Annotated in this window: 18 protein-coding genes and 1 pseudogene; 7 read left to right on the top strand and 12 right to left on the bottom strand. The window is 38.2% G+C overall.

Annotated features, from left to right (window positions below):
* The first annotated feature begins 135 nt into the window (after window positions 1-135).
* Window positions 136-369, top strand: a complete 234-nt coding sequence (locus H6G25_RS07325; RefSeq protein ID WP_190391905.1) for a hypothetical protein — start codon at window positions 136-138, stop codon at window positions 367-369.
* A 127-nt stretch (window positions 370-496) separates the two neighbouring features.
* Here H6G25_RS07325 and H6G25_RS07320 read toward each other — a convergent pair whose 3' ends face one another.
* The 6 genes from H6G25_RS07320 to H6G25_RS07295 form a co-directional block, all read right to left on the bottom strand.
* Window positions 497-1846: a TldD/PmbA family protein gene (locus H6G25_RS07320; RefSeq protein ID WP_190391904.1), complete on the bottom strand. Its 1350-nt coding sequence runs from the start codon at window positions 1844-1846 to the stop codon at window positions 497-499.
* A gap of 3 nt (window positions 1847-1849) precedes the next feature.
* Window positions 1850-2593, bottom strand: a complete 744-nt coding sequence (locus H6G25_RS07315) for a Uma2 family endonuclease (protein ID WP_190391903.1) — start codon at window positions 2591-2593, stop codon at window positions 1850-1852.
* A gap of 112 nt (window positions 2594-2705) precedes the next feature.
* Entirely contained in the window at window positions 2706-4142 is a 1437-nt protein-coding gene (locus H6G25_RS07310; RefSeq protein WP_190391902.1) for a TldD/PmbA family protein, read from the bottom strand.
* Window positions 4143-4257: 115 nt separating this feature from the next.
* On the bottom strand, window positions 4258-4878 hold the full coding sequence (locus H6G25_RS07305) for a pentapeptide repeat-containing protein (RefSeq protein ID WP_190391901.1): 621 nt from the start codon (window positions 4876-4878) through the stop codon (window positions 4258-4260).
* Window positions 4875-6293: a DICT sensory domain-containing protein gene (locus tag H6G25_RS07300; protein WP_190391900.1), complete on the bottom strand. Its 1419-nt coding sequence runs from the start codon at window positions 6291-6293 to the stop codon at window positions 4875-4877. Before H6G25_RS07300 ends, H6G25_RS07305 begins: the two co-directional genes overlap by 4 nt.
* 60 nt (window positions 6294-6353) lie before the next feature.
* Window positions 6354-7919, bottom strand: a complete 1566-nt coding sequence (locus tag H6G25_RS07295) for a photosystem II high light acclimation radical SAM protein (protein ID WP_190391899.1) — start codon at window positions 7917-7919, stop codon at window positions 6354-6356.
* 242 nt (window positions 7920-8161) lie between these two features.
* On the opposite strand from H6G25_RS07295, the gene H6G25_RS07290 reads away from it, so the two are divergent.
* From H6G25_RS07290 to H6G25_RS07270, 5 genes are all read left to right on the top strand, one after another.
* Window positions 8162-8398, top strand: a complete 237-nt coding sequence (locus H6G25_RS07290) for a hypothetical protein (protein WP_190391898.1) — start codon at window positions 8162-8164, stop codon at window positions 8396-8398.
* Window positions 8399-8632: 234 nt separating this feature from the next.
* Entirely contained in the window at window positions 8633-9013 is a 381-nt protein-coding gene (locus H6G25_RS07285; RefSeq protein ID WP_190391897.1) for a DUF1830 domain-containing protein, read from the top strand.
* Window positions 9014-9029: 16 nt separating this feature from the next.
* Window positions 9030-9137: an RRXRR domain-containing protein gene (locus tag H6G25_RS07280; protein ID WP_190391896.1), complete on the top strand. Its 108-nt coding sequence runs from the start codon at window positions 9030-9032 to the stop codon at window positions 9135-9137.
* Window positions 9138-10657: 1520 nt separating this feature from the next.
* Window positions 10658-13282, top strand: coding sequence for a DNA polymerase III subunit alpha (locus H6G25_RS07275; RefSeq protein ID WP_190391895.1), 2625 nt, complete (start codon window positions 10658-10660; stop codon window positions 13280-13282).
* Window positions 13283-13661: 379 nt separating this feature from the next.
* A complete protein-coding gene (locus tag H6G25_RS07270) occupies window positions 13662-14168 on the top strand; it encodes a hypothetical protein (RefSeq protein ID WP_190391894.1) in 507 nt (168 codons plus the stop codon).
* A gap of 541 nt (window positions 14169-14709) precedes the next feature.
* Here H6G25_RS07270 and H6G25_RS07265 read toward each other — a convergent pair.
* Window positions 14710-15453: pseudogene (locus H6G25_RS07265) on the bottom strand (molybdopterin dinucleotide binding domain-containing protein); the annotation flags it as partial.
* 216 nt (window positions 15454-15669) lie between these two features.
* The gene (locus H6G25_RS07260; RefSeq protein WP_190391893.1) at window positions 15670-16227 is read right to left on the bottom strand and encodes a calcium-binding protein; all 558 of its coding nucleotides are present in this window, start codon (window positions 16225-16227) and stop codon (window positions 15670-15672) included.
* Window positions 16228-16441: 214 nt separating this feature from the next.
* Here H6G25_RS07260 and H6G25_RS07255 point away from each other — a divergent pair, with 214 nt between their 5' ends.
* Window positions 16442-17017 (top strand): hypothetical protein, encoded by a 576-nt coding sequence (locus tag H6G25_RS07255; RefSeq protein ID WP_190391892.1) that lies wholly within the window; start codon window positions 16442-16444, stop codon window positions 17015-17017.
* A 12-nt stretch (window positions 17018-17029) separates the two neighbouring features.
* On the opposite strand, the gene H6G25_RS07250 is transcribed toward H6G25_RS07255, so the two are convergent.
* The 4 genes from H6G25_RS07250 to fusA all read right to left on the bottom strand — a co-directional run bounded on the left by H6G25_RS07250 (window position 17030) and on the right by fusA (window position 21683).
* Window positions 17030-17680, bottom strand: a complete 651-nt coding sequence (locus H6G25_RS07250; protein WP_028085096.1) for an LON peptidase substrate-binding domain-containing protein — start codon at window positions 17678-17680, stop codon at window positions 17030-17032.
* A gap of 191 nt (window positions 17681-17871) precedes the next feature.
* Complete coding sequence (gene rpsJ, locus H6G25_RS07245; protein ID WP_015113498.1) at window positions 17872-18189, bottom strand: 30S ribosomal protein S10; 318 nt, start codon at window positions 18187-18189, stop codon at window positions 17872-17874.
* A gap of 163 nt (window positions 18190-18352) precedes the next feature.
* A complete protein-coding gene (gene tuf, locus H6G25_RS07240) occupies window positions 18353-19582 on the bottom strand; it encodes an elongation factor Tu (protein WP_190391891.1) in 1230 nt (409 codons plus the stop codon).
* A gap of 22 nt (window positions 19583-19604) precedes the next feature.
* Window positions 19605-21683 (bottom strand): elongation factor G, encoded by a 2079-nt coding sequence (fusA, locus tag H6G25_RS07235; protein WP_137907297.1) that lies wholly within the window; start codon window positions 21681-21683, stop codon window positions 19605-19607.
* Between the last annotated feature and the right edge of the window lie 258 nt (window positions 21684-21941).

Here is a 21941-nt window from a genome sequence, read left to right as displayed (position 1 = left end):
ACTCACCTAGACAGAGTTAAAAAAGGCAGAAACTAGGTTAAACTCTGCCCTAATTAGTTTCATAAAGATTCCATGAAGAATTTTAATGATTAATCAAGTTTATTGTTCATATTGTAAATTTTGTAAACATTAGCCATGAATTATCCTATCCCAGACAGTCCCCAAGAAATTTCTGCACTGAGAAAACAGCCAGTTGATGAAGAATTAGTAGCTGCGGTAATCGCTGGTGTAGTTAAAGTTGTTCGTTCTCAGGGTCAGTCTTTAGACCAATTAACCGCTCAGGTGTTGGAAGATGACCAGATGTTAAATCAACAACAAAGACGCTGGTTAAGTAAGTTGGTTGCCCAAGCATGGGATAATTTTCCCTAAGATGACCAATGCAGTTAAGCCAGCAGTTAGAAACCGCATCTACACATACAAAACCAACCTTAATGGGCTTATAAACCTGGGGTTGAGTTATAAAAACCGAAAATTCCAAATTATCAAAATTATCAAATTATAAGGTATAGGTGAAATTTTCCACTAACATACCAGGAACTAAACTACCTCCTAATTGCCGATTTTCGTAAGTTCCGACTTCGGGAATAAATTCTTGGAAGTCGGTGAAATCAACTAAATTTTCTGCTCCCCAAAAACGATAGAGACTTTCATCAAAGCGGAGATTAGCAATGGGGGCAATTATTTCGCCATTTTCTACCCAAAAGCAAGCATAACGAGTCATACCTGTAATTCTACCAGATGGGCGATCGCTCCAATTCAAATAATGTAAATTAGAAACATATAATCCTGTATCTAAACTGGGTAAAATCTGCTCAAAACTCAAATTACCGGGGCTGATTTCTGGAGAACGTAAAGTTTCTGAAATATTCGCACCATTAGCTGGTTTATTGTATTCCTTTGCTGTGCGAGAATTAACTAAACTATTAATTAAAATACCTTTTGCAATTAAAGTTAATTCTGGTGCAGCCATTTCCCCCAAATTATTAAAGCGAGGAACTAAACCACTTTTAAAATTTTCTTTTAAAGTGAATTTTGGTGAAAGTTGTTTTTCTTGACGGGATAAAGCAGCTAAAGCACTATTACCTTGTTGAATATCAGCTTCACTGATAGCACCCCAGGAAAGCATACCCAATAAACCAGCTACCGCAGCGGGAGCAAAATAGGTTTTGTATTGTCCTTTTGGTAATTCTTTAACTGGACGAGATAGGATTTCTAATTGCTGTTTCCCATCATTTATTTTAGCTAAATAAGCAGCTTCATTCCACTCACTTCCGGCAAAAGTTACCTTTACAGCTTGTTTTGATGCCATAAATAAGGAATAATCTAAATTAAATGAATCAGTTGTAAACCAGTGTTTTTGTCCACTAGAATCACCATAACCTCTGATGACAATTCCTCCCGCATACATACCAGTAAAATCCAAATTATTCACAGTTTCCAAAATTCTGGGAACTAATATTTCTGGAGTTAATAATTTACCAATATTAAACTCTCGACTGGTATTATTTCCTGATGGTAGAACCAAATAAGGATCAATTGGTAACAATGGTAATTCATCACGTAATTCTTGTAAAGCTGTATCAGCTAATTCCCAATCTATTTCCCAATTATTTGTCCAGGGAAACTGACGAAAACTACTACGTTGATTGGCCATTAATGTCAATTGAATCGAACCATCATCAACATAGCCTGTCTGTCTAACTTTAGCAGAATTAAACCGGGTAAATTGACTGCTTTCGCTGCTAAGTCTGATGGTAAAATGTTCATGCTCTGCTTTTTTAAGCAGTAGAGTTTCCAGAAGTTGATTAAAGGTTTTTTCTAAAGTTGATAATTCTTCAATTTTCATGGTTTAAATTGTATCTGGATCAATATTTAATTCTCGCAATTTTGCTGCTAAACGTTCGGCTCTTCTAGCTTCCCATTCTGCTCTTTGGGATTCTTTTTCGGCTCTTTGGGCTTGTATTGCTGTTTTTCTAGTTTCTTCTTGGGCGGTTTCTTCGGGTGTAGGGACTAACTCTCCTGCTGGGGTAAAATACCTTAACAGACCTTGGTTAATTCCTAAGTATAAACCTAACTGCTCACTCCATAAATGTCCTTTTTCATTGGGTTCTAAAGGTTGATATTTTCCATTTGTTAAATAAAAACCTGCAAATTCTAATGTATAAGGGTCAAACCAAAAATAATCTGGTGTGCGGAAAGTATTTTGATAAATTTCTTTTTTATATTCTTTATCAGTATTGGCTGTACTGGGTGAAAGAATTTCTAAAATGAAATTAGGATATTTACCGTCTTCTTCCCAAACTACCCAACTTTTACGGGTTTTACGTTCAGTTCCCAAGACAACAAAAAAATCTGGACCGCGGAAATATTCCGATTTTTTTTGGTTAGGACTATAGTAAATAGTCAAATTTCCCGCAGCATAGAAATCATATCTATCTTTCCATAACCATTTGAGACATTTGATTAAGAGCATAATTTGCTCTAGATGTAGTTCTGTTTCCACGGTCGGTTCATCACTATATAAATCACTTGGGGGAAATATTACATCTGCGGAGATGTCTTGTTGTGATTCTAATTCTTGAGCAATGATCATATTGATATGGCATCAAGTAGCTACTTGTTTATTGTAGCATTAATTAGTTAAAGATCAATACATTTCCTTATCACTTAACCCAAGCTCATTAAACATTGCGAAACATAATTCGTCAACCACCACCAAAAACTTCCACATTTGCAAATGCACAAACTGGTGAACCATGGCCTACAAAAATCATTTGATTTGGTTCTCCTTTACCGCAATGAGGCGCTCCATAAATTTGCCAATTGCTATTATCTCCAACTTGAATTAAACTATGCCAAAATTCTGGAGTAGTGGCACGATAGTTAGGATTTCGTAGGGTTTTTGTCAATTTACCGTTTTCAATTAATTTGGCATATTCGCAACCAAATTGAAATTTATAACGTTGATCATCTATTGACCAAGAACGGTTAGATTCCATGTAAATACCATGTTCTATGCCGGCGATAATTTCCTCAAAGGTGGCGTTTCCTGGTTCTAAATTCAAGTTAGCCATTCTATCTATAGGAGGACGATTCCAGGAACAAGCCCGCGCACAAGCAACACCTGGTAAATTTGCTCTGGTTTGACTTTCTAAACTGCCTAAACCTCTTTGCAAAATCCCATTTTTAATGATATATTCTCTGGTGGCTATTGCACCAGTATCATCAAAACCATAACTGGCAAATTCACCTGTTACTGTAGGATCAAAGGTAATATTCAGCAAAGGTGAACCATATTCTAATTTACCAAAATCATCTTGGGTAACAAAGCTACCCCCAGCATAGTTGCGTTCATCTCCTAAAATGCGATCAATTTCTAAAGGATGTCCGATACTTTCATGAATTTGTAGCATCATTTGATCCGGCGCTAAAACTAAGTTAGTCCGGGTATTTGGACATTCTGCTGCTGTTAATAATTCTAAGGCTTCTTCTCCAACTTTTTGGACTTGATGCCATAAGTTATCTTCTTGGAAGAGTTCCCAACCTCCTTGATAATAGTTGGCTTCTTGTCCATTGTTAGTGCGTTGTTGGACGATTTCTCCATCTTGGGCTATGGCGCTAAAATGATTTCCCAATGTGAGAATTTTTTGATATATTTCTGAACCGTTGCTACTGACAAACCAGGTTTCTTTTTGATGTGTACTGGTTCTGGCTGTTGTTTGCACGATTTTATCGTTAATTTTTAGTCCTTGACAAATCCTAATTAGTAAATTATTTATTTCTCCAGGACTAATAGTATTAAATGGTTCTAAATATGGTGATTGATATTCACCAACTACTTGAGGACGGATGTTTTCACTAATTGGATATATCCACCATTTTCTAGCTGCTAATGCTTGTTTATAGGCGATTTTAGCAGCATTTTGTAAACTAGAAATATTTAAGGAATTAGTAGCAGCATAACCTAAACAGCCATCAACCATCACTTCTATCATTGCTCCCATATTCAATGATTTACCGTTGCTTTGAGGTAAACCATCACGCACATAATGGTGTGCAGAAGTTGTTTTAACGGCTCTAATTCCTACCCAATCGGCTGGTATATTCAAATTAGCGATCGCTTTTGTTAATTCGGTCCACATAATTGCAATTAAAAGTTAGATTAAACGAATATCCCAGAAATAGGTCATTTTACATTTTTTACAAAACTAAACATACATACATACATTTGTTTGATCCTGCCAACTTGCTTAGGTTCTAAAATTTAGGTTCTAAAACTGTACCCACAATACATACCTTATCTAAACTTGCGCCATTTAACTTCACAGCATCTACTTCCGCACAAAGTAAATTCGCTCCAGTTAAATCCGCTCCTGCTAAGTTAGCCCCTCGCAAATCAGCCTCTTCAAGATTCGCTTCAGTCAGTAAAGCCCCTCGCAAATCTGCGCCGCTTAAATCTGCACATTTGAGATTAGTCCTCGTTAAATTAGCACCTCGTAAATCTGCACATCGTAAATCACTACTTTGTAAATTTACACCCATCAAATTAGCGCCACTTAAAAAAGCACCGGTTAAAGACGCATCATTCAGGATTGCTCCCATCAAGTTACTACCCCTCAAATTGCTACCACGTAAATCTGCACCAGTCAAATCAGCTTGCATTAAGTTTGCACCCATTAAATTCGCCCGCAAGTCAGTTTGTTGCAGATTTGCACCCATTAAGTTTGCTCCCGCAAAATGGCCACCCTCTAATTGAGAACCAGTAAAGTTAGTCCCTACTAAATGCGCCCCTGTTAAATTTATCTTTCTTAGATCTAAGTGAGATAGATTCTCATCTTCTAAATTTGCGCCGGGAAGTTGTTTATTGTTGCTAATCATCCGTAAATTCTCCCTGGTGTGCTGTATACTGAAATTTGTTCACTGCTTTTGCTGTGGCTATCCCAACGAGAATCAAGCAACCATAAACCGCCGCTGACTTTCGGTGTGATCACGGATAAATCAAGTCCCTGTTGTAAGCCCATAACTAATAAGGTCAAGGTATCTAAAAGTTTAGGATCAAAGCGGGTAGATTGTTGTTGCCGACACTGATCTAAAGCTTGGGAAAATATTTCCCCTTCGCTTTTACCTAAATATTTATACTGATTAACTTGTCTGATAAATTCTGCTGCTAGTGACAAAATTCGTGATTCTAAAGGAATATCATCACCGAGTAAACCAGCAGGTTCACCTGTTCCATTCCACCATTCGGTTTGATGGGTGATAATTTGTGCTATTGCCCGTAATCGTGGCATAATTCGTAATGCTTGCGCTCCTGGTACGAGGGGACAAGCCAGAGGACAACTAGGTGCTTTTTCTAGATCAGCCGTGGTTAAGTGACTGGGAGTAATCAGACTCTCAACGTTTTGCAGTGAACCTATGCGATGTAACAAAGCCGCAAGACGTAATCTTTTAATTTGCCATGCAGGTATATCTAACAGTTGCCCCATTGTTTCTACTACAGATGCTACTTCCGTGGCTACACCATGGTGATTGATATCTGCTAAATCAATCAATTGCGCCATCCGTAAAAATGCTTGGATTTCATTAGATACCAAGTTACGATCTAGAGATTTTCGATGGGATGCTACGGGAATAGATAAGTTGTCCTGTCCTGTTTTCAGGTAATCAACAACACGGGCTACGACAGTAGCCACATCCGCTGATGAAGATATATGTGTATGAATTGCCTCTTTATATTGAGTAAGTTTCAGTGCTAATTCGGGATGATAGTCTTTGATATGCGCGATCGCTAATTCTGCGGTTTCCTGGACTAATTCCGGCTCAAATGTCCATAAACCGTAGAATTTCCGCTCTAAATCGGAAGTTGGCAAGCCCTCAATCCCATAATCATCTGGGGATAACTCTTGACAAATTACCATCGCTGTGTAGTCAGGTGATAAAATCATCAAATGCCATTCCTGAGCTACAGGATCATCTGTTGCCAATGCTACCAGATTAACATTACTTAACTGGCTAGTGGGATGTTCCGCAAAACCAGCGTCAGCAGCGGCCATAATGACAATTTGTTGGCTGTGTTGAGCGATATCTGCATATCTGACTGCTTCTTCTAGATACCATTTACCCTCTTGGAAAGCCGTAATTACCAAAGGAGCATTATTTCTAGTTAAAATATGGTCTTCTAAAGCATGACAGAGGGCAACCAAGGTATTCTTATAGTACACCCCAAAATGAATTGGGCGCGAACTATGGCGGTGGGAAGCTTCTAACTGTTGGAGAATTGAACCTTGTAACATGAAATTAGGGTTTTTTGAATTTTACTAGTCCGTATAGCGGTGATTAGAAATCACCTGAACTTAGATTGACACTAACTGCTTTTCTGGTATGGGTGCAGAAAGCGCCGTTTCCAAATCAGCGCGACCTAATTTGGCTTCTAAAATATTCATCACTTCCCGTCCAAAATCGTTGGGATTTTGTCGCCAAGCTTGTAAGCAGACTTCACCAAAGAAAGAACCCAGAGGTTCAGGATTCCATAAAAGCTTTTTAGCGGTCCAAGGCATTAAACTCATCGGATCATAACCCGGTTTGAGAATATCCTCTTTAAAAGCATATTCCTCTAAATGGGTGTGGGGTTGTAGTCCAATAAAGAAAATAGCGGGTTCAACTTTATCAACCCCAAAAATCTGTTCTAATTCCCTGTGATATGCTATAGTTTGCCTAATAGTTTCTGGACGTTCATCAATGACATTAAAGGAATAATTAACAGAAACTACATCATTGAAACCGGCAGCTTTTAAATCACGACAGTTCTGCAAAACAGTTCGTAAATTGTAACCCATTCGCATTTTGCGGACTAGTTCTTGAGAACCGCTAGTAATACCGATTTCAAAATAATTCATACCTGTTTTTACCATCAACTCACACAATTGCGGTGTTAAGTTGTCGGCTCTAATGTATGCTGCCCAATGAATATCTGACATCCCGGAATCAACGATTTTCTGGAGTAATTCCACAGCATCATCAATAAATTTACGTGCAGGTATAAACTGAGCATCTGTAAACCAGAAATTACGGATACCACGATTGTATAATTGTCGGATTTCTGCCACAATTTCATCACTGGGATTAATGCGGACTTGTTTACCCTCAACTACAGTATAAACACAGTAACAGCAATTATGGGGACAACCGCGTTTAGTTTGCACACCAATGTAAAAATCTTGTTCTTGCAGGTAATAACTAAATTCCGGCCAAATAGTCTCAATGTAATCGTAATTACAAGCTGTTTTTTCTAGAGGTGTGGGTTGTTCATGAATTAAGCGTGGACGCGGTGCATTTTCTCCCACAACATAACAACGTTCATTGCGGAAATCTTCACCATTGAGCAGTTTTGTTAAAAGTGTTTCTCCCTCACCCACAGAAATAATTGTTCCCGCAGGTAAACTTTTACCCAACTGTTCATAGAATACACTTACCGCTCCACCACCCAAGACTACACGGGCTTGAGACTGATATTTTTGGGCGCGTTTTAAACCCCGTTTAACCAAACCGAGATTACGCCATAACTCTACATAATAAGCTATAAAAATTCTTAACCCGCCCAAAGCACCACGTAATTTGATGAATGGGTTTTTAGCGTAGTAAAATTCAAAAGCGTTTTGCAGGGGATTTCCGCCTCGTCCTCCTACTGGCGCGTAAATTTGAATATCTCGCCAAGAAAAGACTAATAGTGTGGGTTTAAATTCATCAATAGACCGGTCTAGAGCGGAAGTATAATCTACAGGTGGGACTGTACCTAAGTCAAAAATCCGCTGTTCTACACCGGGAAATAGTTTGTGAACATGATCCGAAAGATAGACAACCCCAATGGGAAAGATAGGGTTACAGGGAAGACGAACATAGAGAATTTTAGTTGGGTTCATACTGGGTTTAACTGCACTGCTTACCGTTGTTGAGGGAAAAATTAGTACCGTTCCAGCGGGAGTCAAGAGTCAAAAGTCAAAAGTTATATGACTTAATCAGGATTGTCCTTGACATTGCAGTTATTTTGTGTTACACAAAAAACTGAAAACTGGACTGCATAAAATTTGCTTATTATAGAAGGCGGTTTATGAACAAAATTTTCATATACATTCACCATAACATTGAGTTGATGAATTGAGGAATGACTTGCTGCTGGGATTCATGGGAGATAGATGTCAGGGAACAGGGAACAGGGGACAGGGGACAGGGGACAGGGAACAGGGGACAGGGAACAGGGGACAGGGAACAGGGGACAGGGAAGAGGTTTTGGGCAACTTTACTTTTCGTTACTTATGTCGGTTTTTTTCCGTTCACCTACTTATTTACATTTACCAAGGTGGATGAAGATAAGGAAGTAACGGCTGAAATTCTTAGCTAAGAAGAATTGACAGCAGTTTTATTCAGAATAAAAAGCCATATTCTTATTTATGACGGATTTGATCAACAAAAGATAGATTTATTTACAAAAATTTTAGAAACTAGATATAACTTTAGATATAAATAATGCAGAAAATCGCAGATGGTAGTCGCAGTTACAGTAACAGGGGATCATCCAGTGTTAGGTTGACATAACTAAAATAAAATTGTGGCGTAAATCAGCTTACCACTAGTTATGGCTCAGATATTAGATCCTCTACCACCGGAGCATTCGGGGAAAATTCTCTGCTGCTACGTTAATGCCACAAGTAAGATCCAGGTGGCTCGCATCTCCAATATTCCTAACTGGTACTTTGAAAGGGTGGTATTCCCCGGACAAAGACTAGTATTTGAAGTTCCTAAAGAAGCACAAATGGAAATTCACACAGGAATGATGGCCAGTGCTATTATATCAGATACCATTCCCTGCGATCGCCTCGTTGTCCATGAACCTAGCACTGATGAGGAACAAAACAAATCAGTCCCAGCAATAGATCTTACTAATAGTCATCCAATGGGGTCAGAAATTAATAAAAAAAATTTAGATACGACAAAACCTTTGCAAGTAGTTGAATAGACATCTGTAGAAATTAATGGAATTACAACATCGTGGTGCTGTAATTAAAAGTGAGCTAGAAACACGCTCATCTGTTAAGCGTGGTCGAAGAAACCGTCATACTCGTTATAGAAAATTACGGTAGATTTTAACCCACATTCCGCACCCACAACTGTCACAGAGGGAAATTAATGAGGTAAGGAAAACAAGAATAAAAACAAATATCTGAAACCAAAAAAAGAGATTTGAGCAACCATGAATCACCAAAAATGGGATCAAAACCTATTCTCAATAGACATCTGGTGACAATTAAATGTACGTCCTTTGAAACCCTTGTAGAGACGTGACCTGGGTAGGGATTCTCGGCTCTACAATGTTTTTGGTGAATGTAACCTAACTAATCCAGATTATCCAGAAAAGAAAATTGGGACAGAAATTTACAAGTTACTAGAGAAATTGACTCCAATGCCTATACATCTAGAGAGTTAAGAAATTTTGAAATCAAACCAATCCAATTACACCAGGACTTACGCAAAATATCTCTCAAACCCTCTTTTCTTCGTTCTCTTCGTTCCTATCCCTGACGGGACGCTCCGCGAACGTGGTTCATTATTCCGTGACTTGTGCGTAAGTCCTATACACAAAAAATCCCCCACCTCACGGCGGGGAATAATGTAATATTTATTAACAGGATTATTTATTTAATGTAGATGTATTATATTATAGCTAAAAAAATAAGGTTTAACGACTGCGATCGCTACTTTCCCTTGGACTAAATCTCACTCACCAAGACTTTATTGTTAGTTGGGTGTAGTTTCTATATCTCCAAAACCATGTACAGACGTTTCATGGAACGTCTCTATGCCAGCCAGGGTTAACTTATCCTTTCATTGATGCAATATACAGGGCTTTAGCACATTAGCTGCTTAATAACCCTACTTACCACCCAAAATTATCTTCACATACCACAAGTTACCTGATTTATCAATAGTACATTTGCTCTACCAGTTAAATTACATTATTTGCTGAATAATTTTTCCCCAATTTACCCTTTCAACCCACTGCTAATTTGTAAAGTTTTGTACTTTTTTTCAAAATTGACCTCTGAAACGACTATAAATAAAGACTTTTGCAGATCATCTTTTGATCAGGGTGCAAAATTGACAATAATACCCCAATTTTGAAATTCTCAATAATTCTAGCAAATCGCCGAAAGTATTGCAAGCTCGTTATTAAATAGAAATAATTCTTAATTAATTGTTAAGAAAATCTAAAGTTGAATTTTCCTAAGTTATGAATATTAAAAGTATTATCGCATTTATATAAGTTTTAATTATATTAATACTGTGAAATTTTGAAATTTTATGATCACTTCCGTACCATGAATCAATTATAGGACTTATGCAGAATATTCCTCAAGTCCTCATTTCTCTGTGTTTTCTGTGTCTGGAGTGGTTCGTTATTCTGTGACTCGTGCGTAAGTCCTAAATTATTTGCTAGAGTATAGGAAGGAAAAAACCAAGAAATAACGAAAAATTACCAATTTTTATCATTAGAATTAGGAAAGATTAATATTCTATTTGTGGGTTAATTACTCCCTTCTCGGCATAAGATATTAACTAAACACTGTTAATCTAAAATTCCCTTACTTTACCAAATACTAATATGTCCTTTGTTCCCTTACATATTCACAGTGATTACAGCTTGCTTGATGGTGCTAGTCAACTACCAGAATTGGTAGATCGAGCGATCGCATTAGGAATGAAAGCGATCGCCCTCACAGATCATGGTGTCATGTATGGGGCTGTGGAACTGATCAAAATTTGCCGCAGTAAGACGATTAAGCCAATCATTGGCAACGAAATGTATATCATTAATGGTGAAATTGACAAACAAGAACGTCGTCCTAAATATCATCAAGTCGTATTAGCAAAAAATACTCAAGGCTATAAAAATTTAGTTAAAATCACCACCATTTCTCACCTGCAAGGAGTACAAGGTAAAGGCATTTTTTCCCGTCCTTGTATTAATAAGGATTTACTCAAACAATATAAGGAGGGGTTAATAGTCACCAGTGCTTGTTTAGGAGGAGAAATTCCCCAAGCAATTTTGAGTAATCGGCCAGATATAGCCAGGAAAATTGCTAAATGGTATAAAGAAGTATTTGGTGAAGATTTTTATTTAGAAATTCAAGATCATGGTTCTCAAGAAGACCGAATTGTGAATGTAGAAATCGTCAAAATTGCCAGGGAATTAAACATTAAATTCATCGCCACAAACGACTCCCATTTTATCTCTTGTTTTGATGTAGAATCCCATGATGCCTTACTTTGTATTCAAACAGGTAAACTCATTAGCGAAGATAAAAGAATGCGGTACAGCGGCACAGAATACCTCAAATCATCCGAGGAAATGCACCAGCTATTCCGTGACCATTTAGCCGATGATATCATTGCCGAAGCGATCGCCACAACGGTCGAAATTGCGGATAAAGTTGAACCTTATCACATCATGGGTGATCCACAAATTCCCACACCCACAATCCCTTCAGGACATACAGCAGATACTTATGCAGAAGAGGTTGCATGGTTGGGACTTTTAGAAAGATTAAATCGCAAATCTCGCAACGAAGTAGATCCAGTCTATAAAGAAAGATTAGAATATGAATTAAAAATGATTCAGCAAATGGGATTTTCCACCTACTTTTTAGTAGTTTGGGACTATATTAAATTTGCAAGAGACAATAATATTCCCGTTGGACCAGGACGGGGTTCTGCGGCAGGTTCTTTAGTAGCTTATGCCATGAAAATTACGAATATTGACCCCGTACATCATGGTTTATTATTTGAAAGATTTCTCAATCCCGAACGTAAATCAATGCCGGATATTGATACAGATTTCTGCATTGATAAACGAGATCAGGTAATTGAATATGTCACTGAAAAATATGGGGTTGAGAGAGTAGCCCAAATTATTACTTTTAACCGTCTGACATCAAAAGCAGTGTTAAAAGATGTCGCTAGAGTGTTAGATATTCCTTATGGAGATTCTGACAAAATGGCGAAAATGATTCCTGTAGTCCGGGGTAAACCGACAAAACTGAAAGTGATGATTTCCGATGAAACTCCCGAACCAGAATTTAAAGCCAAATATGATAATGACCCCACCGTGCGGCGCTGGATTGATATGGCCATGCGAATTGAAGGTACTAACAAAACCTTCGGTGTTCATGCTGCTGGTGTGGTTATTTCCGCAGAACCATTAGACGAACTTGTTCCCCTACAGCGAAATAATGACGGTTCTGTAATTACCCAATATTTCATGGAAGATTTGGAATCATTGGGATTATTAAAAATGGACTTTTTGGGTTTACGGAACTTAACCCTAATTCAAAAAACCATTGATTTAATTGAACAAAGTCAAGGATATCGTGTTGATCCTGATCAAATTACCGGACAGGAAAGAAAAGCACAAAAAATATTAGCTAAAGGTGAACATACCACCTTACCAAAAGATGTGGCTAAAGCTTATTCACTATTAGAAGCAGGTGATTTAGAGGGCATATTTCAATTAGAATCTTCAGGAATGAAGCAGATAGTCCGAGATTTGAAACCTTCTAATATTGAAGATATTTCTTCTATTCTCGCACTTTATCGTCCCGGACCATTAGATGCAGGATTAATTCCTAAATTTATTAATCGGAAACATGGACGAGAAGAAATTGAATATGATACTCAAATTTTAGAACCGATATTAAATGAAACCTATGGCATCATGGTTTATCAAGAGCAAATTATGAAAATTGCTCAAGACATGGCTGGTTATAGTTTAGGACAAGCTGATTTACTCCGTCGCGCTATGGGGAAAAAGAAAGTATCGGAAATGGAGAAACAAAAGCAAAATTTTATTGATGGTTCTGCAAAAAATGGTGTAAAATCCCAAGTTGCTGAACATTTATTTGGGGATATGTTAAAATTTGCCGAATATTGTTTAAGTTATGATACAGAAATTTTAACTGTTGAATATGGTTTTTTAGAGATTGGGGAAATTGTGGAAAAGCAAATTGAGTGTCGGGTGTATACAGTTGATAGCAATGGCATACTTTATACTCAACCTATTGCCCAGTGGCATCATCGGGGACAGCAAGAAGTCTATGAATATTTATTAGAAAATGGGGCAATTATTCGCGCGACAAAAGACCATAAGTTTATGACTGAAGCAGGGGAAATGTTACCCATTGATGATATTTTTACCCAAGGCTTAGATCTATTACAATTGGCAAATTTATAGCAGAAGACAAGGAGCAGAAAAATATCTATTCCCTGTTCCCTGAATTGTTACGAGGGAATTTAGAAATCAATCCAGTTAATCCCAAAACTCTTTTTGAAAACGAACCACAGAGTCACAGAGAACACAGAGAAAAGAGAATAATACAGGGGTTTCCGCTCTTATGAGGTACTTCATTTGCCCCCTCCTCGCACCCCCCTCAATCCCCCAGCAGCGGGGGGAAGAAAAGGATAAACTTTTGATATTGGAGGGGGTTGGGGGTGGGGTTATTGTACCTTATAACATCGGGAAGTGCTGTAAGTTCTTGTTTGCAGAAACCTATGCTTTTTTCTCAAAACCTGTGTTATTATTAGTATGTGAATCATTCTGGAGGTTAACAAAAATGACTCAAGAATTAATAGACCTGAGAAACAGCATTTTACAAGGAAATTATGCCGATACTTTAGCAATTATTGATGAATTAGAAGGAATGAGTAAACAAGCAATATTGAGAAATATAGAATCATTTTTAAAAATTTTACTCATTCACTTGATTAAAAATCAAATAGAACAGCGATTAACAAATTATTGGATGGCTTGTATTCGTAATTCAATTAGAGAAATTCAAAAAATCAACTTGAAAGAAAATAAAAAATCCTATTATGTCAATTATGATGAATGGGAAAATTTAATCGAGGAAGAAGTAATTGAAGATGCGATCGCTGATGCTAGTATAGAAATCATGAATGGTAAATATACCCGTTCTCAATTATCAGAGATATTAGATAGAAAGCTAATTATAACAACAGCTATGACATTTTTATTCTTAACTTACACCTATTCACCAAAAGAATTACCAGCTATTATGGATGATTATCTCAGTCAGTTACCAAATGATAAAAATTGGTAATTTTTCGTTATTTTTTTGGTTTTTCTCTTTCCCATACTCTAGCAAATAATTGACTACTGGTACGGAAGTGATCATAAAATCTCACAGTATCTTATAAGTAAAATTTATATAAATACAATAATACTTTTAATATTCATAACTGATGAAAATTCAACTTTAGATTTTCTTAATAATTAATTGAGAATTATTTTTATTTAGCAACGAGCTTGCAATACTTTCGGCGATTTGCTAGAATTATTGAGAATTTCATAATTGGGTTATTATTGTCAATTTTGCACCCTGCTAAAAAGATGATCTGCAAAAGTCTTTATTTATAGTCGTTTCAGAGATCGATTTTGAAAAAAAATACAAAACTTTACAAATTAGCAGTGGTTTGAAAGACTAAATTGGGGAAAAATTATTCAGCAAATAATGTAATTTGACTAGTAGAACTAATGTACTATTGACAAATAGGGTAAATTATGGTATGTGAGGATAATTTTTGGTGGTAGGTAGGGTTAATAAGCAGCTAATGAGGTAAAAGAGATAATAGAGATAATATTTAGTACACAAAAACCGGAACTCTTTTATAAGCAGGTGTGCCACTTTCAGGATCAATTGCTGCTGTCAATAAAACGTTAGCTTCAGGATAAAACATAAAGGCTACACCTTCACGAATTGCACCACAAATAATTTCAATATTCTCTAGTTCTCCTCCACTTCCTTTAACTGTAACTCGTTGATGTTCTTGAAATCCTGCTTTTTTGATATCCAAACTATTCATTAGAATACAATGACGATGGGGCATATTGCGATATTTATCTGCACTGCGATAAACTACGGTATTATGTTGTCCATAACCGCGTCCTGTTCCCAATATTAAGACAATTCCTGGTTGATTTTCCTCCACACCAAAAGTTGATTTATCAGGTAAAGTTAATTATGGTAAAGGTGTGACAAACATCCGCGCTTTACCATCAAAAGTGGGAAATTTCGGTTCATCAAAAATCCGTCCTGTAATGGTAAATTCTGCCTGAGTTTGATCAATTTGACCTATTTTCTCATAACCAGGAATAGTTTTAGCAATTAATTCTCTAACATAAACCGTATCTTGCAATTTACGCCAATTAATCGGATGTTCATCATGTAAACGATGGGCTATTTCTGTAATTAATTCTACTTCAGAAATCAAATCAGAATTATCTGGTTGTAAATGACTTTTACCTGCATCATTTAACCTGACAAAATTATTACCTGATTCCGTTGTTGTCCGATGGGGATTTTCAAAACGATTGAAAACAGGTAAACTTGGAGAAATATCGCATTTTACCTTAGAGTCGAGGGTTAATCAAGGGAATGGCAAAAAACAAAAGAAGCATGGATTGAATTTTTAACCCCAACTTATTTAGAGGATGTTTCAAAAGTTTTCCACTAATTATGTTTTGCGTATTGGCATATTTGTGCCAATACGCAAAGGAAAAGAGATGTTTAATTGAGCAAGGCGCACTTTTCAAACAACCTCTTAGACAAAGCTGAAATAATAGCTTGTTAACGATATACTGGTGTTATCTTGAACTATCCCTATCAAGTCTCCATTATTCTGATATATCCCTGTGTCAAGGGCAGAACTTCCCACACCAAAGGATGCATAAGAAAGATAATAAGAACTCGCACTGCCTTTAAGCTGGATATAGTCATTCTGACCATTATAGTCTTCTATTGTAGCATAACCAGATCCCTGATAAAAGTTTCCGGCTGATGTACCTAAAACAAATGTATCATAGCCACTACCACCATTTAAGGTATCATATTCGTAACTGTTATAGGCATATGAGCTAGAACCCTGTAAGGTATCGTTACCAGTTCCCCCAGATAAGTAATCGTTACCAGTGCCTCCATAAAGGGCATCGTTACCACTCCAACCATAAAGCTTATCATTACCACCATCTCCATAAATGGTATCGTTATTAGTGTTACCCCAGATAGTATCATTACCGCCATAACCAGAGGCATAAAGATTATCAGAACCCGTGTAATTGAAGTAATTAGAACTACTTGTGCCCCAATAGTAGTAAGTCATGTCTTTCTCCTTGATTGCTGAGAGTTTTTATCGTTCTTCTTTACTGAATGAAGACTCTACTACTCTAGTGCCTTTGACAAAGATGAAGGGTAGGAAAAAGTCTGGAAAAGTCGGATATTTTTGATAAATAAATTTACGTAAACTTTTTCAGAAAAAAACCTTGTACTCATGTATATAACCATGATATAGTCTTAGACAGTAGGAAATTGTAATCATGGTACTACCAGACAAAGCACAGAAAGAGGAAATATCGTGTAAAGAAGCAGTCTCAGCAGTTGAGGAATTATTAAAACGGGGCAGCCTAACAAAAATTCAAGAAATTGTATTTTGTGAATCTTGGTTAGGACGAAATTATCTGGAGATCGCTTTAGCGTACAATCATTCTCTTGGTTACATAAAAGATGTTGCTTCGGAATTATGGAGAGAAATATCCCAAGCTTTAGGAGAAAAAGTTACTAAAAATAAGCTGCACAGAGTCTTGGAAAAAATAGTACAGCAACAAAATATTACCAAAAATAAACCGCAACCTAACAGACATAATTACACCATCATAGCAACGTCTATTAGTCCTGACGGCCAACTCTTTGCCACTTGTTATAGTGATAATACAATTAAAATATTGCATCTATCCACGAGAAAATGTATAGAAACGATAGTATTATATAATACAAATGTATTGGATATTGCTTTTTATCCTATAGATAAAATCTTGCTTATCTTTAGCGAGGATAATACCATCAAATTTTGGAACATAGAAATTAGAGGCTTTGTGCAAATCCCGAACTTCTAAAATTTGGTCAGTTTATCCCATATTGCTAAATGTATCTTTAAGGACAGAACGCGCCGCTAAATGATTACGAGTAGAAGTGAGAATTTCCGCTTCTCGTTCTAAACGAGCCACTGTATCCTGTATTTCTAGTAATGCTTGTTGTTCTGGGGCCACACCATAGAGATTACTACCTATCCAATAAGATAATTCTGTGGGTAAATCTGGTAAATCATTCGGTAATTCAATATTTTGTTCCGTTAATTTGGATGAAAGACGAACCACATCCCGTAAAAGTTGTTCTACCTCAGATGCTAAAGGACGTAAATCCTTAGCTGGTGGTTGATCTTCAATCCATTCTACCAAACCAACACGATAAGGTTTTTCCCGGACATATTCTAAAACACGAAACCTTTGCTGTCCTAAAGCTAATAGTTTCATTCTGTCATCAGGTAGCCGTTGACAATGAAGAATTTCCGCACAACAACCAACGTTAGCAATTGTCCCATTAACTGGGTCAATCATCAATACCCCAAATCGGCGATCGCTCTCCAAAATGGTATTCATCATGATTCGGTAGCGAAATTCAAAGATATGCAAGGGTAATGGTCTGGTAGGAAATAGAACTACTTCAGGTAATGGAAACAGGGGTAGTTCACGAACTGCAATTTTAGAAGAGGATGTCATTGTTAGTTAGTTGAGTATAAATTGTATTCTTAAAATATTATATTCTTTTCTAATTTTTCCCGACTTGGTTTATATTTTATCATTATGTTTGATAGCTAAAGAAAAACCCCACAAGATAAATTTTTTCACAAAACAAAAATAGATCCCCGACTTTTGATCAAAGTCGGGGATCTTATTGACCAATGGCAAATTTACAATTTGACTTCAATATCCACACCAGAAGGCAAATCTAGCTTCATGAGTGCATCAATAGTTTTAGAGGAAGGCTGATAAATGTCAATAATGCGTCTATGGGTACGGGTTTCAAAGTGTTCGCGGGAATCTTTATCTACGTGAGGTGATCTGAGTACGCAATATATCTTTCGTTTTGTTGGTAAAGGAATAGGTCCTATAGCTGTCGCGTTGGTACGGTTAGCTGTGTCTACAATCTTCTCGCAAGATGTATCTAATAAACGACGGTCAAATGCCTTCAAACGAATTCTAATCTTCTGCTGCTGTAGAGTGGCCATGTTTAGTTTTCCAGGTTCGGTAAATTTTAGACTTTAGATTTTAGATTTCAGATGTTAAATTTCATCCCCAATCCAAAATTTAAAATTGTTTATGGGAATAGAAAGGAGCAGAGATTTTATTACTTATCTCCGCTCCTTTGTCATGAGAGCAAAAAGGTGAGTGTTATTTCAAGATTTTAGCGACAACACCAGCACCAATCGTCCGGCCACCTTCACGAATAGCGAAGCGCATACCTTGTTCAATAGCGATCGCATTGATCAATTCTACTGTCATTTTAATCCGGTCTCCGGGCATCACCATTTCTGCCGCATCACCATTATCAGCGGTAAACGCTGTGATTGTACCAGTTACATCAGTTGTCCGCACATAGAACTGAGGACGGTAGCCAGAGAAAAATGGAGTTTTCCGTCCACCTTCTTTTTCAGTTAAAACGTAAACTTCACCTTCAAACTGAGTATGAGGGGTAATTGATTTTGGTTTAGCGATTACCATTCCCCGTTCAATATCAGCTTTTTGGATACCGCGCAGGAGTACACCCGCATTATCCCCTGCTTGACCTTCATCAAGACTCTTCTTGAACATTTCGATCCCAGTCACGGTAGTAGCGCGAGTATCTCTGATACCTACCAACTCTACGTTATCACCGACTTTGACCACGCCCCGTTCAATCCGACCAGTGGCAACTGTACCACGACCTGTGATGGAGAATACGTCTTCTACCGCCATCAAGAATGGTTTGTCTATATCCCGTTCAGGAGTAGGGATGTAAGAATCTACAGCGTCCATGAGTTCGTAGATTTTGTCTACCCAAGGATTTTCACCCCGTTGAGTTTTGGGATTAGCAGTCATTGCTTCGAGAGCTTGTAGACCTGATCCTTTGATAATGGGGATGTCATCACCAGGAAAATCGTAGCTGGAAAGCAGTTCTCGTAGTTCTAGTTCTACCAATTCCAGCAATTCTGGGTCATCCATCAAATCTTCTTTGTTCAAGAAGACCACCAGACTGGGAACACCCACCTGTTTTGCCAAGAGAATGTGTTCACGGGTTTGGGGCATAGGACCATCCGTAGCCGCAACTACCAAGATACCTCCATCCATTTGCGCCGCACCTGTGATCATGTTCTTCACATAGTCAGCGTGTCCAGGACAGTCTACGTGTGCGTAGTGCCGATTTGCGGTTTCATACTCAACGTGAGCCGTATTGATTGTAATACCCCGGGCTTTTTCTTCCGGTGCATTATCAATTTGGTCGTAACCCTTAGCTACGGCTTGACCCATAGCCGCCAATGTCATAGTAATAGCTGCTGTTAAAGTAGTTTTGCCGTGGTCAACGTGTCCAACAGTACCAATATTTATGTGGGGTTTATTTCTTTCAAACTTTGCGCGTGCCATGAATAATCGTTTCCTTTTTTAATTAAGCGTTCCCTTTACTTTTGGCAATGATAGTTTCAGCCACGCTCCGAGGTACTTCTTCGTAGTGACTAAACTCCATCGTAAAGATGCCCCGACCTTGGGTTTTTGACCGGATATCAGTAGCGTAACCAAACATGGTTGCTAGTGGAACTTTCGATACTACCTTCGCAACCCCATTTTCAGTGCTTTGGCTTTCAATCTGTCCTCTGCGGGAGATTAAGTCACCGATGACAGTTCCCATAAAGTCTTCAGGTACTTCAACTTCAACTTTCATCATCGGCTCTAAGATGACAGGAGAAGCTTTTGCAGCCGCTTCCTTGATTGCCATAGAACCGGCAATTTTGAAAGCCATTTCTGAAGAGTCTACGTCATGGTAAGAACCATGTATTAATGTCGCTTTGACATCAATGAGTGGATATCCAGCTAAAATACCGGATTCACAACATTCTTTCATTCCCTGTTCAGCAGGTCCTATGTACTCTTTGGGTACAATCCCACCGACAATTTTAGAGACAAATACAAAACCTGTGCCTGGTTCGCCTGGTTCTAAGTTGATCACCACGTGACCATACTGACCCTTACCACCACTCTGACGGATGAATTTACCATCAACTTTTTCGACGGATTTGCGGATGGTTTCGCGGTAAGCCACTTGGGGCGCACCAACGTTTGCCTCTACTTTAAATTCCCGTAACATCCGGTCTACGAGAATTTCTAGGTGCAATTCTCCCATTCCCGCAATTACAGTTTGGTTAGTTTCAGGGTCAACACGAACACGGAAGGTGGGATCTTCTTCTGACAGGGATTGTAGTGCTTTGGAAAGCTTGTCCATGTCGTTCTTGGTTTTGGGTTCAACCGCTACCGAGATCACTGGCTCAGGAATAAATAAGGATTCCAGAATTACTGGTGAGCCTTCATCACAAAGGGTATCACCTGTCAAAGTATCTTTTAATCCTAGTGCAGCACCTAAATCACCAGCCCGTAGTTCATCCACGTCTTGCCGATCATCTGCTTTCATCAGCACTAATCGAGAAATCCGCTCTTTTTTGTTCTTACTGGCGTTGAGAATATAACTACCTTTCTTCAACACACCAGAATAAACACGAACGAAGGTCAGGCGACCATAAGGATCAGCCATAATCTTAAATGCCAAAGCTGATAATGGTTCGTTATCATCAGCATGACGTTCTACGGGATCACCGTTGAGCAGTGTGCCTTGAATTGGTGGTACTTCTGTTGGCGCTGGCAGGTAATCTATCACTGCATCCAACATCAACTGCACACCTTTATTCTTAAAGGCTGAACCGCACAGCACTGGTACGATTGTCCCAGCAATTGTCCCTTTACGTAGAGCAGTACGGATTTCTGCTTCTGTCAGTTCTTCGCCATCAAAATACTTGGTCATCAAAGCATCTTCGGTTTCTGCTACTGCTTCTACCAATTGTTTGCGATACTCTGTGGCTTTTTCTTGTAGGTCGGCTGGAATTTCTGTTTCTTGGATATCAGTTCCTTGGTCATTTGTGTACATATATGCACACATCCGCACTAAGTCTATAATCCCCTTAAATTCAGTTTCACTACCGATGGGTAGTTGAATGGCGATCGCATTAGCCCGTAAGCGATCGCGCATCTGATCATGCACTCTATAGAAGTTCGCACCGGTGCGATCCATCTTGTTAATAAAGGCAATGCGAGGTACTTTATAGCGGTCTGCTTGTCGCCATACTGTTTCTGACTGTGGTTGTACACCACCTACGGAACAAAACACAGCGATTACACCATCTAATACTCGCATGGAACGTTCAACTTCAATGGTGAAGTCCACGTGACCCGGAGTATCAATAATGTTAATTTGATGATCTTTCCAACTGGTACTAATTGCAGCCGCAGTGATGGTGATTCCCCGCTCCCGCTCCTGCTCCATCCAGTCTGTAACGGCTGTTCCTTCGTGAACTTCGCCAATTTTGTGAATGATCCCAGAGTAAAATAATATTCTCTCTGTCGTCGTTGTTTTTCCCGCATCTATATGCGCCGCAATACCGATATTGCGTACTCTCTCTAGCGGGTTTGTGCGTGCCACCATTACCTCCTATCGTTGTCGCCATGATATCTTGTATATTACTGCTGCTATATAAATCCTAGACCAAGCTAGACATTTACTTCTTACTTCAATGGGAGCATGGGAGCGGTTATCCCTCAGTAAGCTTTCACGCTTTAGCCAAACGCAATATCACTTTTTTGCTCTGAAAAAACTATCACTATAATTGCTTGGTTTTCGCGCCAGTAATAGTTTGATTAAAGACTATGGACTTGCCACGCCCCGCTATCAGATAATTCA

It is taken from the genome of Dolichospermum sp. FACHB-1091, assembly GCF_014697585.1.
GTDB lineage: Bacteria > Cyanobacteriota > Cyanobacteriia > Cyanobacteriales > Nostocaceae > Dolichospermum.
The sequence above is the reverse complement of the archived record's forward strand: the minus strand, read 5'-3'. Positions and strand labels throughout refer to the sequence as shown.